General features: G+C 39.9%; 13 protein-coding genes and 1 pseudogene. 10 read left to right on the top strand and 4 right to left on the bottom strand.

Features of this window, described 5'->3' with window-relative positions; genetic code table 11:
- The first annotated feature begins 134 nt into the window (after positions 1-134).
- The 8 genes from D0469_RS15195 to D0469_RS15160 all read left to right on the top strand — a co-directional run bounded on the left by D0469_RS15195 (position 135) and on the right by D0469_RS15160 (position 11,038).
- Positions 135-1,766: a catalase gene (locus D0469_RS15195; RefSeq protein ID WP_117327574.1), complete on the top strand. Its 1,632-nt coding sequence runs from the start codon at positions 135-137 to the stop codon at positions 1,764-1,766.
- Between the two features lie 139 nt (positions 1,767-1,905).
- Positions 1,906-2,535 (top strand): LysE family translocator, encoded by a 630-nt coding sequence (locus tag D0469_RS15190; protein WP_199478544.1) that lies wholly within the window; start codon positions 1,906-1,908, stop codon positions 2,533-2,535.
- A gap of 14 nt (positions 2,536-2,549) precedes the next feature.
- Positions 2,550-3,107: a maltose acetyltransferase domain-containing protein gene (locus D0469_RS15185; RefSeq protein WP_117327573.1), complete on the top strand. Its 558-nt coding sequence runs from the start codon at positions 2,550-2,552 to the stop codon at positions 3,105-3,107.
- Positions 3,108-3,324: 217 nt separating this feature from the next.
- Entirely contained in the window at positions 3,325-5,010 is a 1,686-nt protein-coding gene (locus D0469_RS15180) for a methyl-accepting chemotaxis protein (RefSeq protein WP_117327572.1), read from the top strand.
- Positions 5,011-5,225: 215 nt separating this feature from the next.
- On the top strand, positions 5,226-5,672 hold the full coding sequence (locus D0469_RS15175; RefSeq protein ID WP_407675750.1) for a MerR family transcriptional regulator: 447 nt from the start codon (positions 5,226-5,228) through the stop codon (positions 5,670-5,672).
- A gap of 185 nt (positions 5,673-5,857) precedes the next feature.
- The gene (locus D0469_RS15170; protein WP_117327578.1) at positions 5,858-7,174 is read left to right on the top strand and encodes a hemolysin family protein; all 1,317 of its coding nucleotides are present in this window, start codon (positions 5,858-5,860) and stop codon (positions 7,172-7,174) included.
- A 195-nt stretch (positions 7,175-7,369) separates the two neighbouring features.
- Positions 7,370-10,171, top strand: coding sequence for a response regulator (locus D0469_RS15165; RefSeq protein ID WP_117327570.1), 2,802 nt, complete (start codon positions 7,370-7,372; stop codon positions 10,169-10,171).
- Positions 10,172-10,204: 33 nt separating this feature from the next.
- Positions 10,205-11,038, top strand: a complete 834-nt coding sequence (locus tag D0469_RS15160; RefSeq protein WP_117327569.1) for a CheR family methyltransferase — start codon at positions 10,205-10,207, stop codon at positions 11,036-11,038.
- 127 nt (positions 11,039-11,165) lie between these two features.
- Here D0469_RS15160 and D0469_RS15155 read toward each other — a convergent pair.
- The 4 genes and pseudogenes from D0469_RS15155 to D0469_RS15145 form a co-directional block, all read right to left on the bottom strand.
- Positions 11,166-11,479, bottom strand: a pseudogene (locus D0469_RS15155) (YbjQ family protein).
- Between the two features lie 151 nt (positions 11,480-11,630).
- A complete protein-coding gene (locus D0469_RS21405; protein WP_199478542.1) occupies positions 11,631-11,801 on the bottom strand; it encodes a hypothetical protein in 171 nt (56 codons plus the stop codon).
- A gap of 316 nt (positions 11,802-12,117) precedes the next feature.
- Positions 12,118-13,260, bottom strand: coding sequence for a fused response regulator/phosphatase (locus D0469_RS15150; RefSeq protein WP_117327568.1), 1,143 nt, complete (start codon positions 13,258-13,260; stop codon positions 12,118-12,120).
- Between the two features lie 266 nt (positions 13,261-13,526).
- A complete protein-coding gene (locus tag D0469_RS15145) occupies positions 13,527-14,306 on the bottom strand; it encodes an alpha/beta hydrolase (RefSeq protein WP_117327567.1) in 780 nt (259 codons plus the stop codon).
- 485 nt (positions 14,307-14,791) lie between these two features.
- On the opposite strand from D0469_RS15145, the gene D0469_RS15140 reads away from it, so the two are divergent.
- Positions 14,792-15,697, top strand: a complete 906-nt coding sequence (locus D0469_RS15140) for a YegS/Rv2252/BmrU family lipid kinase (protein ID WP_117327566.1) — start codon at positions 14,792-14,794, stop codon at positions 15,695-15,697.
- Between the two features lie 137 nt (positions 15,698-15,834).
- Complete coding sequence (locus D0469_RS15135; RefSeq protein ID WP_117327565.1) at positions 15,835-16,497, top strand: hypothetical protein; 663 nt, start codon at positions 15,835-15,837, stop codon at positions 16,495-16,497.
- Positions 16,498-16,499: the final 2 nt, after the last annotated feature.

Below are 16,499 nucleotides of genomic sequence, written 5' to 3'. Positions count from 1 at the left end.
CGGTGGTGTGAGAGGACGGGGGTTAGTCACCCCCTCCTACTTGATTAAAAAGAAACCAAGAATAGACATATTTATTCCATGTAAGGGCAAAAATGTAAGGTGGTTATCACTTCTATTCAAGGAGGGAAAGATAGTTGAAAAATGAGGATAAGCTGGGCAATTCTATAAACAGGCCAGAAGCAGATACACCAAAGAGCGACCAAGAATCAACTGATACTTTAACAAATAGGCAAGGCCATCCGGTAACTGACAACCAGAACGTCCGGACAGTAGGTAATCGCGGGCCTGTTACCCTGGAGAATTATGATTTCCTTGAAAAAATAAGCCACTTTGACAGAGAAAGAATTCCTGAGCGTGTTGTTCATGGCCGTGGTGCAGGTGCACATGGCTACTTCGAGGCTTATGGAACGGTCGGCGATGAGCCAGTGTCCAAATATACGCGCGCAAAGCTGTTCCAGGAGAAGGGTAAAAAAACTCCTGTCTTTGTTCGCTTTTCGACCGTTATCCATGGTACGCATTCTCCGGAAACGCTAAGGGATCCGCGAGGCTTCGCAGTAAAATTCTACACAGAAGATGGCAACTGGGATTTGGTCGGAAACAATTTGAAAATATTCTTTATCCGTGATCCATTAAAATTCCCTGACTTAATTCATGCATTTAAACCGGATCCGGTAACCAATATACAGGATGGGGAAAGGATTTTCGATTTCATTTCCAACTCCCCTGAAGCTATGCACATGATCACCTTTTTATTCTCCCCTTGGGGTATTCCGGCCAATTACAGACAAATGCAAGGCTCCGGTGTGAATACATACAGATGGGTGAATGAAGCAGGCGAAGCTGTTCTTGTTAAGTATCATTGGGAACCGAAACAGGGGATCAAAAACCTAACCCAAACAGATGCGGAGCAAATTCAGGCAAAGAACTTCAACCACGCTACGCAGGATCTATACGAATCAATCGAAAACGGTGATTATCCGGAATGGGAGTTCCTTGTCCAAATTATGAGTGATGATGAGCATCCGGAGCTTGATTTTGACCCACTCGATGATACTAAGCTGTGGCCGGAAGACAAGTTTCCTTGGCTGCCAGTTGGCAGGATGGTATTGGACAGAAACCCGCAGGATTACTTCACAGAAGTAGAGCAAGCTGCCTTTGGTACGGGTGTGCTTGTCGATGGGCTGGATTTCTCGGACGACAAAATGCTTCAGGGAAGAACCTTCTCCTATTCCGACACGCAGCGTTATCGAGTCGGCCCTAACTATTTGCAGCTGCCAATCAATGCGCCAAAAAAACGTGTGGCAACTAATCAGCGCGGCGGTCAAATGCAATATAAAGTTGATTTAGGAGAAAATCAGAATCCGCATGTAAATTATGAGCCATCAACTCTTGACGGACTAAAGGAAGCAAAACAAACAGGGAAGCCTCACACTCCATATGTAGAAGGAAATCTTGTACGTGAACCGATTGACCGTACTAATAATTTTGGACAGGCAGGAGATACTTACAGGCACATGGAAGAGTGGGAACGGGAGGAATTGATCACTAACCTCGTAAACACGCTTGCCCCTTGTGATGAGCGCATTAAAAGTAAAATGGTTGAAATGTTTTACAAATGTGATGAAGATTATGGGAAAAGGGTGGAGGAAGGCTTGCGCAATGCCTCTGCAAACAATACTTCCACAAGGGAACCAATTGGTGCAGAAGGTGCAGAAGATGCACCACAGCAAGCTGAAGAAAAAGGACATTCACAGGATCCTTATTGATTTTGGAATATAGCGTCAAAGCCTCTCAGATTGTCTGAGGGGTTTTTTAAAGTGCTAAACGATACCTTAACAACAATAAGGATTTGTGTTATATTTCAGATAAAAATTTGCCAGCTAAGGAAAAAACAGGAGGTGTAAGTTGGTGACCAATTACTTTCTATTTGTTTTTATGTCTATTTGCTTGATAATCCTGCCGGGACCAGATACAGCCATTACAACAAAAAATACCTTGATGTTTGGTAAAACCGGTGGGTTTAAAACCACATTTGGAATATGCTGCGCCTTGATGATTCATACCATTGCAGCGGTCGCAGGCCTTTCAGCTCTGATCGTTAAATCAGCATTTCTCTTTTCTGTCATCAAATATGTTGGTGCTATTTATTTAATATATTTAGGTGTTAAAGTTATGGCCTCCATCCGTAAGAGTGAAGCGGCCGATCGAGTGGGGACAACGGCCGTCAAATCAAAAACTTACAAATCCGGCTTCCTCCAAGGCTTTTTTACAAATCTTCTCAATCCAAAGATTGCTGTTTTCTTTTTAACCTTCCTGCCTCAATTTCTGGCACCGGGACACAATACGTTCATTCCCTTTTTTATTATGGGAGGAACTTACCTGTTATTAACTGCCGTTTGGTTTATTTTTTATATTCTATTAATCGATCATGTCAGCAGCTTTATGAAGAAGCCATCTACAGAACGTTTTGTCCAGGCTATTACAGGTATTGTGCTCATCGGATTTGGCCTTAAATTGGCTATCGAAAAGGAATAGGAGGGGAAGCTTAGTTGGTAACCGAAAAAGATAAAATGCTTAATGGAGAGCTTTACCTTGCATCTGATCCTGAGCTTGTTAAGGAAAGGGTAAATGCCAGGAGATTAACACGGCAGTATAATGCTACAGGGGAAACTGAGGGCGAAAAGCGGACAGCGCTGCTAAAAGAGTTATTTGGAAAAACTGGAGATAATATTTGTATAGAACCGTTATTTCGCTGTGATTATGGCTATAACATCTATGTTGGTGAAAATTTTTATGCGAATTTTGATTGTGTGATTCTTGATGTCTGTAAAGTTAGGTTTGGCGATAATTGCCTATTGGCACCAGGAGTGCATATCTATACAGCGACGCATCCCCTCAATGCTGAAAAAAGAAGCAGTGGAGAGGAGTTTGGAAAACCTGTTATAATAGGTGATAATGTGTGGATTGGCGGACGGGCTGTTATTAACCCGGGAGTTACCATCGGAAATAACGCTGTCATTGCCTCAGGAGCCGTTGTAACAAAGGATGTTCCAGAGAACGTTGTAGTTGGGGGAAATCCTGCCAGGGTGATAAAGGAATTAAATTAGGTTAAACAGAGACCCTTGCCTTTTGGCGGGGATTTTTTCATTTAGCTGGTAATTTGGCCCGCGTTTATTAAATTATTAGTTAATCAAACAGATGGTATAGGTCTTAAGAACTATTCTATATTAAAAAAGTAATTTTTCTGTAATTACTTCAAATTTCGCCGATACATAATACATTGCAGCCGTCGTATTTTCAGACGAAAGAAGGAGAAGGCAGTAAATGAATATCCGTAGAAAATTACTTTTATTATTAGGAACATTAATTATTTCATTATTATTTCTGGGGGTATACTCTATCCTGCAGATTACAGCAAATCAAGCTGACAATGCAGAAATAAACGAGGATATCATGATTGAAAGCCAGTTAAGGCATATTCAATATCGAATAACAGGGTTATCGAACGATGAAAGAGCTTTTTTAATAAATGGAGACTATAGTTTTGTTGAAGGGATCAAGGAAAAAGCTGATGATATTCAGAAGTCATTTTCTGCTTTAGCAGATTTGACTCGAAGTGCAGATGATAAGAAGAAATTGGCTGAAATTGAAGCGGCATTCTCTAAGTATTGGGAAATAAGTCAGGCCGTAGTGGCACATTATCCAAATAACCGAGAGCAAGCGCTAGCATTTCACTTTGGTCATGAACGATCAATCCGCAAGGAGATTCTTGATCCAAGCATTAATGCATACTTAGAGTCCATAAGAAAAGAAGTTTCAGGAGATTTGAACCGAGTGGAAAAAGATATGGATAATTTTATTGCTATTCTGATTGGAATAACTGCCACCGCGTCTGTTGCCGGTGTTGTTTTTGGAATTTTCATCATATCTTCTATCACAAAACCGCTTAAGAGGTTGAACAGCCAGATGAGGGATATTGCGGACGGTGATGCTGATTTAACAAAAGTTATGGAAATAAAGAATAAAGACGAGCTGGGAGAACTGGCTGGATCCTTTAATCAATTTACTAGCCAGCTTAGGGATATGATCAAGAAATTCAGTGAGACAGCAGAACAGGTTGCCGCCTCGTCGGAGCAATTAACGGCAAGTGCCGAACAGACAATTATGACGGCGGAACATGTCACCGTTTCGATGCAAGAGGTTGCCGCCAGTTCTACAAAAAATTATCAAAGCACCGAAGAATGCTCCCAGTTCGCAAATAAAGCAAGGCAAGATATGAACCTGATTTCTCAAAGCACAAATAAAGTTTCCGAATTTGCACAAAAAGCATTGCAGCAGACAGCTTCAGGGTCGAAATCAGTTGAAGGTATAGTAGAAAATATGGCAACGATTGACTCTTCTGTTGATCAGGCAATAGCAGGGATAAACTCACTTGAAAACAGATCCAAACAAATAAGTGATATCCTGGTGCTGATAACTGATATCGCAGCACAGACTAACCTTTTGGCCCTAAACGCGGCGATTGAAGCCGCCAGAGCCGGTGAACAAGGAAAGGGTTTTTCCGTAGTAGCTGAGGAAGTGAGAAAGCTGGCGGAGCAGTCCCAGCGATCAGCCAATGATGTTAAAGAGCTAATTTTAAAAATTCAAGAGGATACAGATGGTACCGTTCAATTAATTCATATGGTAAAAGGCAATGTCAACACAGGTGTTCAGTTGACAGATGAAACTTCTACACAATTTAAAGGAATTCTTCATCATATTAAGAGGATATCTTCAGAAATTCAAGAAACTGCCCGGACTGCCGAGCAGGTGGGAACAGGCTTTATTTCGTTACATGAATCGATTGGCCAGATTACTGAGGCATCCAAAATTTCCACCAATCACACAGAACATATCGCCTCGTCCACGGAAGAACAGCTTGCTTCCATGCAGGAAATCAACACATCCGCATCCTCTTTATCCCATATGGCGGAAGATTTAATGGAAATGGTCGGAAAGTTTAAATATTAAAATGAGGACCCTGAAAGAAGCTAGGTTTTTCAGGGTTCTTCTAGGTTTCTGACTCACTCATTTTAGTCTAACCTGCGGAAATAGAATCCACAATGTATCCTCATAAAACACAATAAGTTCATTAATCCTTGTCTTGGCCGGACCATACTTTTACCCGGTTTATTTCCTAATACATATAATTTGAAGTCTATATTCCAGTAATTTATAATTAGCTTATAACCAAAACGTTATGGTTTGGAGGGAACAATAATGGGGTCGAGCAGCTAAAGATTGGTGAATTAGCAGAGTTAGCTAATGTAACTAAACGTACAGTTGACTATTACACAACAAAAGGTTTGTTAAAAGCCTCACGCTCCGATTCGAATTATCGGTTTTATGATAAAGCAGCAATTGATCAATTGGGCTTTATAGAAGAATGCAAGAAAAATGGCTTGTCTTTAGAAGAAATAAAACAGCTTTTAATATGCCGGGATCTAAAGGAAACCGATATTACGACAGCTAGTCGGGAGCTTGAGGAGAAGTTAAAAGAATTAAATACTGATCTTGGAACGATCCTTTCCATGCTGGAGAATGCAGATGGTAACAGTAAGCTGCATTTAAAGAAAACGATTTCCCGCGAAAGCCTTTCACTTATTCAGACCCTGCTTCTGTTACTAGTATAAGAAAAAAACAAAAATGAAGTTTACTGTATCGAAGATAAGGGTATCGCACAATCTAAGGGAATAGAAAATATTTTTCCGGAGAGTAAGACGGAATGGTCTCGTTTCAACATACTTGTCTTCATTTATATAGGAGGTGTACGCCTTACTTTTTGTAGGGCTGCTCATTGGATAATATAACGCTTAATTTGTTTTTAGTGGCTCTATTAATAGCTTTAACCGCATTTTTTGTTGCATCCGAATTCGCCATCATTAGGATCAGAAGTTCGCGGGTGAACCAATTGATAGAAGAGGGACATAAAAATGCGTTGGCAGCACAGAGAGTAACCACTCATTTGGATGAATACCTGTCTGCTTGCCAGCTGGGAATTACCGTTACCGCCCTCGGCCTTGGTTGGCTTGGTGAGCCTACAGTAGAAAAACTGCTTCATCCGTTGTTTGAACGATTTGAGTTAAATGAATCGATTACTCATATTCTTTCGTTTGGTATTGCATTTGCTTCTGTCACGTTCCTTCACGTTGTGGTAGGAGAACTGGCACCAAAAACAGTAGCGATTCAAAAAGCAGAACCGGTTACCTTGCTATTCGCGAAACCTCTCATCGTGTTTTACCGAATCATGTATCCTTTCATTTGGGCATTAAATGGCTCTGCACGATTTGTGACTGGATTATTCGGGTTAAAACCTGCGTCGGAGCATGACATAGCGCATTCCGAGGAGGAGCTGCGCATCATACTTTCTGAAAGCTATAAAAGCGGAGAAATTAACCAATCTGAATATAGATATGTGAATAAAATATTTGAATTTGATGAAAGAATTGCAAAAGAAATTATGGTGCCAAGAACAGAACTGGTAGGCCTTGAGAAGGACAGTACCCTTGAAGAGGTCATTGCATTGGTCCAAGAAGAAAAATTTACCCGATACCCTGTTATTGAAGGGGATAAGGATAATGTAATCGGAATGGTCAACATGAAAAATCTCTTCACAGCTATATTAGCCCAGGATAATGTGTCGAAATTTTCGCTGGAGAACTACGTTACCCCAGTTATCAGGGTCCTTGAATCGGTACCAATTCATGACCTTTTGTTAAAAATGCAAAAGGAGCGTATTCATTTAGCGATACTGTCAGATGAATATGGCGGTACAGCCGGACTGGTTACAGTAGAAGATATCCTTGAGGAAATCGTTGGTGAAATCAGGGATGAATTTGATCAGGATGAAAGGCCGAACATTCAAAAGCTCAACAACAATCAATACATCTTTGATGCCAAAACATTGATCGAGGATGTAAATGACACATTGGGTATTTCATTGGAAGAAGAAGAAGTTGATACGCTGGGCGGATGGATCCTCACCCAGAACTATAATGTACAAATTGGAGATGTTCTTGAATCTGAAGGACATGAGTTCAGAGTAAAAGAAATGGACGGGCACCATATAATGTATGTTGAAGTAAAGAAACCCCAGCAAAGGCCGAATTCGCCTGAGGCCATGCAAGAAACTTAAACAATCCTAAGAACGGGCTCAATATTCAAGAGCCTGTTTTTTTCTTGCGCATTTTTGATGGGAATTAAATCCCTTGTTCATAATCATTTTCCAAAATGGTATTTGCTTCAAATTACCATACATCGTTTTTAAAGTGTTAAAATTAAAGACAACGACCTATTAAATATTTTTATTTTGAAGGGAGGAGTAAAGAAAATGGGTTTTAAGAAAAAACAGATTCTTGGCTTCGGGCTAATCCTGATTTTCTTTGCAATCATGCTTACAGGTTTTATTTTTATGATAAATGATATCAAAGAGAAAATGAATGATATTGTAGAAGATAGATACATCAAAGCTTCAAGTGCCACGGAAATCAGGCAAATGCTTTACCAGACTGACCGGGAACTCCTTAATTTGATGACTGGGGCTACCGGTGAAGGGGCTGAAGCCAGTATTGCTATCATTAATCAAAATCATCAGACAGTGACAAACGATATTATTAAACTTTCGGGGATATTGAATAGGACCAAATCAAAGCAGTTAATAGGCGACATTGAAATCCTCCATAATTCTAATATCGAATTAAGCAGAAAAATCATTGCGAAATTCCAAACAGGCAGTACAGCTGAAGGATTTCATACATTGCGGACCGAGCAAAATGCTCAACGCCAACAATTATTGGGCAAAGTAGAGGAATTTAAAGAATATCAGGAAAGCTTAATGGCACAATCATTTCAGGATGCTCAAGAAACTTACAATAATGCGGTTTCGTTTATGGTTGCAGTTTCAGCTTTAAACCTGCTATTAATTGCCCTTACCGGTTATTGGGTTATTAGAAGCACTACAAGAAGCCTTACAAATATCACTGATGTTATCCAAAATGTTGATTTTGATAATTTAACGAATATACCGAGAATTACAAAGGTAACCTCTGGGGATGAAATTGGCCAAATTGCGGCGGCTTTTAATGAAATGGCGGGTTCCCTAGAGACCTATAATAAAAAAGAAGAGAAATTCAAAGAAAAAATTGAAGACCAAAATTGGGTCCAGACAGGGCTGGCGGACATTGCTACGATGTATCAGAAGATTATAGATGTTGATCTCTTGGCAGAGAATTTCATTTCTAAGCTTTCTCCGATGTTGGGAGCTACAATGGGTGCCTTTTATGTAAAAACAGGCAATAGAGATAGAACCCGTTTTGTAAAGCTTGCTTCATTTGCTGGGGAAGGGCGGAATGCCGGGCGCCAGGAATTCATGCTGGGTGAAGGTTTGATCGGACAAGCGGCCTTGGAGAAAACAACGCAAATTATTGATGTTCCAGAAGATTACATGTGGGTCTCCTCTGCACTTGGCGGTGTAAAACCTAAAAGTCTGCTGATTGCACCTGTAAAATTTGAGGATGAAGTTATTGCGATGGTTGAACTGGCAAGCATTTATTCCTTTACTGAACTTCAGCTTAGATTTGTTTCGCAGGTCATGGATACACTTGGTATTGCGATAAACAATGTACAAGGAAGAATGGAAATAGAGAGGCTTTTGAAGGAGTCACAGGCGCAGGCAGAAGAATTGCAGGCTCAATCGGAAGAACTGCAATCTCAATCAGAAGAGCTTCAAGCACAATCTGAAGAAATGCAAACCCAATCAGAAGAATTGCGAATGATAAATGAACAGCTTGAAGAACGAACCAGAGAAGCAGAGGAAAGATCTTACGAGCTGGAAAAGGCAAAGGTGGATTTGGAATTCCAGGCTGAGCAATTAAAATTGAACTCAAAATATAAATCGGAGTTCCTTGCTAATATGTCACATGAGCTTCGCACACCATTAAATAGTATTGTAATATTATCCGAAATGATGACTCATCCGGATGAACAGTTATCTGAGGAACATCGGGAATTTGCCAGAGTTATTAATTCGTCCGGACAGGATTTGCTCGCACTGATAAATGATATTTTAGATCTATCAAAGGTGGAAGTTGGGAAATTGCAGGTAGAGTTCAATGAAACTAACTTAGCTGAGCTTCCTCCCTTCTTAGAGAGGAATTTCTTGCCAATTGTAAACCATAAAGGAATTGACTTCCTCATTAAAATGGATGAGGATATTCCAGGAATTTTTTATACTGACGAACAAAGAATGCAGCAAATTATTAAAAATTTGCTTTCTAATGCTTTTAAATTCACTGAACAGGGCTCTGTATCGGTAAATATCCGTAAGGCAGATGAGAAGCAGATTTCATCATTAATAGAGACACCGGGTGCGGATAACTGGGTTGAGGTATCGGTTACTGATACTGGAATTGGCATACCTAAAGATCAACAGAAGCTAATTTTTGAAGCTTTCCAGCAGGTGGACGGTGCCTCTATGCGTAAATATGGAGGAACAGGGCTCGGACTATCCATTTGCAGAGAATTTGCACGATTGCTTGGCGGATGTATACATGTGGAAAGTGAAGCAGGAGAGGGAAGTACCTTTACCCTTTTTATTCCTAGTCTTCCAAATGGCCTTCCAGCTGGAATGGAGGAAGTCGCAGCAGCATCTGATTTGTTGACTGTTCAATCTGTCGCTACAGTACAAAAGGTAGAGCGGGAGAGCGAAGTTGAAAAAGAATCAATTGAAGACCATGCTGCACGGTCCGGGTCAGGAAGGTACAGGGATAAAACGGTACTTATCGTAGATGATGATAATCGAAATATTTTTGCTCTGAAGCAAGTGCTAAAGCAGGAGGGCATGAAAATCCTGACTGCAAGTAATGGTATTGAATGCTTGAAGATCATGGAAAAGCCAAATGATATCGATATAGTTTTACTGGATATTATGATGCCGGAAATGGACGGTTATGAAACAATGCGGCAAATCCGTTCCAGCTCCAAGTATGAAGAATTGCCGATTGTTGCCTTAACTGCAAAGGCTATGAAAGGTGACCGTGAAAAATGCATGCAGGCAGGGGCATCTGATTATATTAGCAAACCTTTGAACTTGGATCAGCTTATATCGGTGCTGCGTGTCTGGTTGTCCAGCTAATTTTCACTCGAGAGGAAGGGCGTGCGTTGGTCTATGATAGACATGCTTGAGGCTGGGGAACGTGAAAACATTGAGATCGACTTATTGCTGCAGGCAGTCTACCGAGTGTCTGGGTTTGATTTTAGAAAATATATGCGGTCATCTATTCTCAGAAGAATTCAACACAGGATGAATATAGATAAAATTCAAACAATCAGCGGGCTCCAGGAAAAAGTTCTTCATGAGAAGGATTATGTGGAAAAGCTGCTGAATGACTTTTCCATTAATGTTACTGAAATGTTTCGAGATCCGGAATTCTTTTATTCATTTCGAAAAAATGTCATACCGCATTTAAGAAATTTATCGGAAATTCGGATTTGGCATGCCGGTTGCTCAACGGGAGAAGAAGCATTTTCAATGGCGATTCTGCTGCAGGAAGAAGGCCTGTATGATAAGGCAAAGATATATGCAACAGATATGAATGAAAAGGTTTTAAGGAAGGCTGAAAAAGGGATTCTCCCTCTAAGCCGAATGCAGTCATACACAAAGAATTATCTCCAATCAGGCGGTTTACAGGCGTTTTCAGAATATTACACGGCCGATTATGAAAATGCCTATGTACTCCCTAAAATTCTGGGAAATATTATTTTTGCCCAGCATAATCTGGCAATAGATCGTTCATTCAATGAATTTCACGTAATAATTTGCAGGAATGTAATGATATATTTTACGGCCGAATTGCAAAACAGTGTACATGAGTTGTTTTTCGATAGCCTCTCAAAAGGCGGATTCTTAGGGCTTGGGAGCAAAGAAACATTGAGCAACTCTCCTTATGCTGAAAACTATCAGATCTTTGATATAGCGGGAAAGATTTACCGGAAGAAATAAGGAACTAAGCAATGCTGAAGATTTATTCACGTAGGGTATCCGTAATGAAATTTTTATGAAAAAGCAGCCTGAGTGTTGGAAGGACCTTCAACACAGGCTGCTTTTTTGTTTTAAATTAGACGTAGAATTATTTAATAAATACTGCTGTACCAGTTGCAGCACATATCATCATGCCTTCTTGAAGCGTTTCAAAGTCGAGGTCAAGACCGATTACGGCGGTTGCGCCCCTCCGACGGGCTTTTTCCTGCATTTAACGCAAGGCGATTTCTCTTCCCTCAGCAAGTTTATTTTCATAAGCTGAGCTGCGGCCTTCAATTACATCAGTGACACTTAATAAAAAATCCCGAACAACGTTTGCACCATAATAGCCTCTCCGGATACAATTCCTATGTACCGATCAATCTCTTTTCCTTGTAGGCTTTGCGTTGTTGTAATTAACAGTATAAGCTGCTAATTCTCATAAGACGATTTTGTTCTGATAGTATTCTAACAAATGGCCGCTTGTTAGAATACTAAAAAATACCATACATTAGCAGTTGGAGAAAAGTATATGGAAAAACCCGGCAGTCTTTAAACCGGGCATCCCTGCATTTTAAACTTCTCTTTCTTCCTCGTGTTCAACCCGATTTTTGAATGCTTCCTGAACTACAATAAGTTCTTCATCTCCCGGGGCCTCGGCAGTGTGCTTCTCTGTGATGGTTCCTTCAGGAAACTCACCTGGATGACCCTTTTTCTTATGATTAAAATCTTTGCCTCGCGCCATACAACTAACCTCCTTTCTTTACCTAAATAGGATTCCCTTTCAAAAAGGAAATATAGTTAAACTTTTTATTTAAAGAAGGAAGAGACTGCCTTTTCATTTTGTTTTCCCCCTATGTGTCTCTCAAGAAATTTCTATGTCAGCTTGATTACGCAGCGTATTAAACAGGCTAAACACCCTTTATTGTAAAAATATGGGTGAAGAAATTTCGTATTTTATAATATCGGGGAAAACAGGTCAACTATTTAGCGTACAAAAAATAATCAAACAATGCTATATAAAAATTCAAATAATTCCTGCGAATATGTAAAAGTTAGTATTAATTAGCTTGAATAATGACTGCACACATATCATCCGGCTGATCCTGATGTAGATCCATCGAAAGGACAAAGTCAATTGGAGCTCCATCTATCGCGGGATTCCATTCCTGGGAGGCAGCCTGCTTAAGGATTGAAAGGCTTAGGTCGGAATTTTTATCGATAGCTTCCACGATTCCGTCTGTAAATAACGTAAGCTGGATCCTTTCGTTATATTGAATAACCGACTTCTGAACTTCTATATCAGGGAAGAAACCAACTGCACAGCTTCCCAAAGCAAGCTGCTGTACGGAATTGCCGTCGACTAATGCAAAACCGGGAGGATGCCCGGCATTAACATACTCTACGTTTTTGTTTTCTGTATCAATGACTAGGTAGATGGCAGTGAAATAATAAGAAATGGACTGGCCTTGTTTATGTAATAAGAGCATCCACCGGTTTAATTCCTTTATGACTGCTACAGGGTCGGTGTGTGTTCTAATGGCATCACGAAGAACAGAAGAAATGTACATACAAACCAGTGAGGCTGAAATGCCATGGCCCATCATATCCAGCAGAATAACTCCGTAACGGTGATCATCAATTTTGTGCCAATAATACATATCGCCGGCTAATTTATTTGCAGGCAAATAGGACGCTTGTATGGTAAGGTGTTCTTGGCTGATTGGTTCACTCAATACACTGCTCTGAACCTGCATGGATAAATCAAGCTCATTCTTTATTTTTTCCTCCTGGTCTTTATGCCAGTCTTTTTCATATTTTAGCCGGAGGCCAACTCGGATACGCGCCAGCAGGTCTATTTTATTGATAGGTTTCATAATATAATCAATTCCGCCAACATCCAGAGCCTCTGCAACTTTTGATGAATCCTCTAAAGCTGTAACGAATATAACCGGAATATCTTTCAGATGGGATATTTGCTGAAGTTTTCTGCATGCTTCAATTCCATCCATTTCGGGCATCATGATATCCATTAGAATAATGTCTACATTGACTCTTTGAGGAGCTAGACTATCGACTTGTAAATATTCGAATAAATCCCTTGCAGAAGTCAAAGACACAAGATCAAAATATCCTGCTCGCTTTAGTATTTTTTCGATTACAAATAAGTTAACTTCGTTATCATCTACGATTACAATCGACATTCATCTGTTCTCCTTTGTTCTTGTTTCAATAAGGGACAGTTTAATCTATAAATCTATCTCTATTATAGGGCAATTAAAATTTGGGATAAAATGTTGAGGCTCAACTCAGCAGCCCTTTATCAGCTTATCTATCTTCTATAAACCATAATTTTTAAGTTACCCATTTAGCATTTTATTAAACGTTTAGTTGATTAGTAAACATAAAAAAGCACTGCCAGAAGATAACTGGCGGTGCTTTAAAATATAAATGATATATTTGCCAAAAACTAGCTGTAGATAACCTGGTCTGGTGGATTCTGCGAGTCTGCAAAAGCCGCGATAAATTGGAGAGAGCTGGCTACTATAAAATCTTTATCAAAGTCTAATGAGGCGACATGATAGGAATTCAATAGAGCGTGAATTTTTTTATAGCGCGAAGTGACGGAATGATAAAGGTCCTCCGAGCATTTTGCCGGTACAACGTGGTCCTCGGGCGAATGAAAAAATATTATAGGGCAGTGAACTGAAGATGGCTTTTCTTTCGTAGCTTCAATCAAAGCAAGCAGTTCCTTAATCGATTGAAGCGGGACAGTTGTATACGTAATTTCCATTGCGTTCCGGTCATTTATATCGGGCTCGCCTTCTTCAATGAATCTTGGTGTGGCCACGTGTTTATACTGCTCGTATCCAGGGACTTCAAAGGCCGCATTCAGAGTGATCACACCATCTACTTTTCTTCTGGACGCCAAATCAATGGCAAGGGTGCCTCCCATGGATTGTCCCATGATAAAAATACTTAGGCAGCTCATGGAAAGCTGATTATATGCAGTTTCTAAGCTATCAATCCAATCTGTATACGAGCACTCCTCCATTTCTTGGTGACTGGTCCCGTGACCTTTTAGCCTGGGAACTGAAACCGTATAGCCAGCTTCCGAGATTTTTTCTGCTATATATCTCATACTCTGGGGGGTGCCGTTAAATCCATGGCTAATTAAGACTCCGATTTCGTTCCCAGGGTAAAATAGTGATTCCGCACCAGGCATTATAGAATAGGAATCAATTTTCATTTGGGACACACTCCTTTCAATGGCAAAACTACTATTATTAGCAGAACTGAAAATATTATAATCAAAGTTTATAATGAAGTTCTTTTTCTTAATAATTGATAAAACCTATAAAAATACTTGGTTTTATAATACATAAGAAAAATTACGCTGTCAACGGATTTATCATGTGAAATTTTTTATTCGAGAAAGATACGATTAGTACATACGGATGATCGCTTCCTTTGTTTCAAATTAATATTAGTGGGGTCGACTGTTCATTTGTCCGGCAGGGACTGTTATTGGAAAGGACAAAGAAAAGATTATTAGAGTGTTGCTAAAGTTTTTACAGGAAACTATCATAACTTTCCTCGGCCTGCTCCCAGCCTGATTGATAAGCTGGTAAGACCAAGGGAGGATATCAGAATAAGAGACAAAAAGGTTTTAAACCTGGTGAATTAGGAAATGAAGGTAAGTAGAACTGATTTGTAGCAGGGGGTACTCAAGCCATGGGATGGCAAAAAGGGCTATTAATTTATAATGAAAAGGCAGGCAATGGTAATATAGAAAAACAACTGGCCGCATGCTTGGCTCTTCTGGCACCTCATATTAGTGAATTTCTTCTACTTAAAACCCAAAAGCAGGGAGACGCAGCCAATTTCTGCCGTATACATGGAGAGGAAATGGATGTCGTTTTTGTGATGGGCGGAGACGGGACAGTCCATGAGTGTATAAATGGGCTTGCGGGTCTTGATAAAAGGCCCTTATTTGGCATTCTTCCAGGAGGGACTTGCAATGATTTCTCCCGGGCACTCAATATTCCGCAGAATATCAGGCGGGCGGCTGAGCAAATGGTGTCTGGCGAGTATATAGAGGTTGATATTGGAACAGATGGGAACGATTATTTTTTAAATTTCTGGGGAATAGGCCTGATTACGGAAACCTCCAACAATATAGATGCGGACGAAAAAAATCGCCTAGGGAAAATCAGTTATTTAATGAGTATGCTCAGAACAGTTAATTCAATGGATCCCTTTCCCTTCAAAATTGTATGTGATGGCAATGTTATAGAAGATGAAGCCGTCATGATTCTTGCAGCGAATGGAAAATACATAGGAACGAACCAGATTCCAGCCCCTCTTATTGAAATAAACGACGGACAGCTGGATATAATCATTGTAAAGAATTCAAGTCTGTCCTTATTCAGAGAAGTCCTCGAAATGAAGAGGACAGTTGGAGAGATTGTAAATGAAGAGGCCGAAATTCTTTATTTCCAGACAAGATCCTTCAGAATTTACACTCCGGAGACAATGGATGCTGATTCGGATGGGGAAGTATATATGAAGACACCGGCAGAAATTCATGTCTTGCCTAAACACATCCGGATGTTATGCGGAACGGAAATCCTGCTGTAATTTTTACAAATTAACAGCCGAGAATACATGTAGGGAATAGTTGGGTTTTGCGATTTTTTACGTATTAATCCGACATTTTCTTTCATTTTAATATAAAATAGGAGATGCTATTATTTTCGAAATCTGGAGGACAAATAATGATTTATCAGGTTCAATTGTTAAAAGGCCTCTTTCACCCTGCTTTAATTCGGTATCAGTTAAAGCAGGCTGAATCTGTGAAAGGGTTTCTTCCAAAGGTGATTTTTTTATTTATCATAAGTATTCTTCTTTTTGCAGTTAGCGGCCTGTTTGGGATAGGGTCGGAAACAATCTCTAAAGAGGTGGAAGCGCTCTCCGCTGCAGAACTGGAGTCGAAAAAACAATTATTTATTTTGGGCCGGCTGTTTGCCGGAATTTTGTTTGCAGCACTCTTTCTTTTTTTATCAGCCATGTTTTTCTGGCTGGCGGCGGACATTTCATACATTAAATTAGTATCTGTTCAAATGATTGTGCTATGCATTGGGTTGTTTGAGAAGGCCCTATTGATCCCTATTTCTGTTGCCATGGACATTAACAAAGATGCTAGTCCATTTGCACTGGGAGTAATTGGCCAGCATTTTACATCTAATGGCTACCTAATTCATTTTTTAGGCGAGATTTCTATTTTTCAAGTATTAATGATCGCCCTGCAATACTATTTCATAACGAATCTATCAAATAAAAATAAATACCTGATACTTGGCACTGTTGTTGTGTTTTATTTATTGGTCTGGCTTGTGTCTGCATTTTTAACGTACATAAATATTTCGGTAATTGTTTAAGG

The sequence above is a fragment of the Peribacillus saganii genome (genome assembly GCF_003429095.1).
In the GTDB taxonomy this organism is placed as follows: Bacteria; Bacillota; Bacilli; order Bacillales; family DSM-1321; genus Peribacillus; species Peribacillus saganii.
The sequence above is the reverse complement of the archived record's forward strand: the minus strand, read 5'-3'. Positions and strand labels throughout refer to the sequence as shown.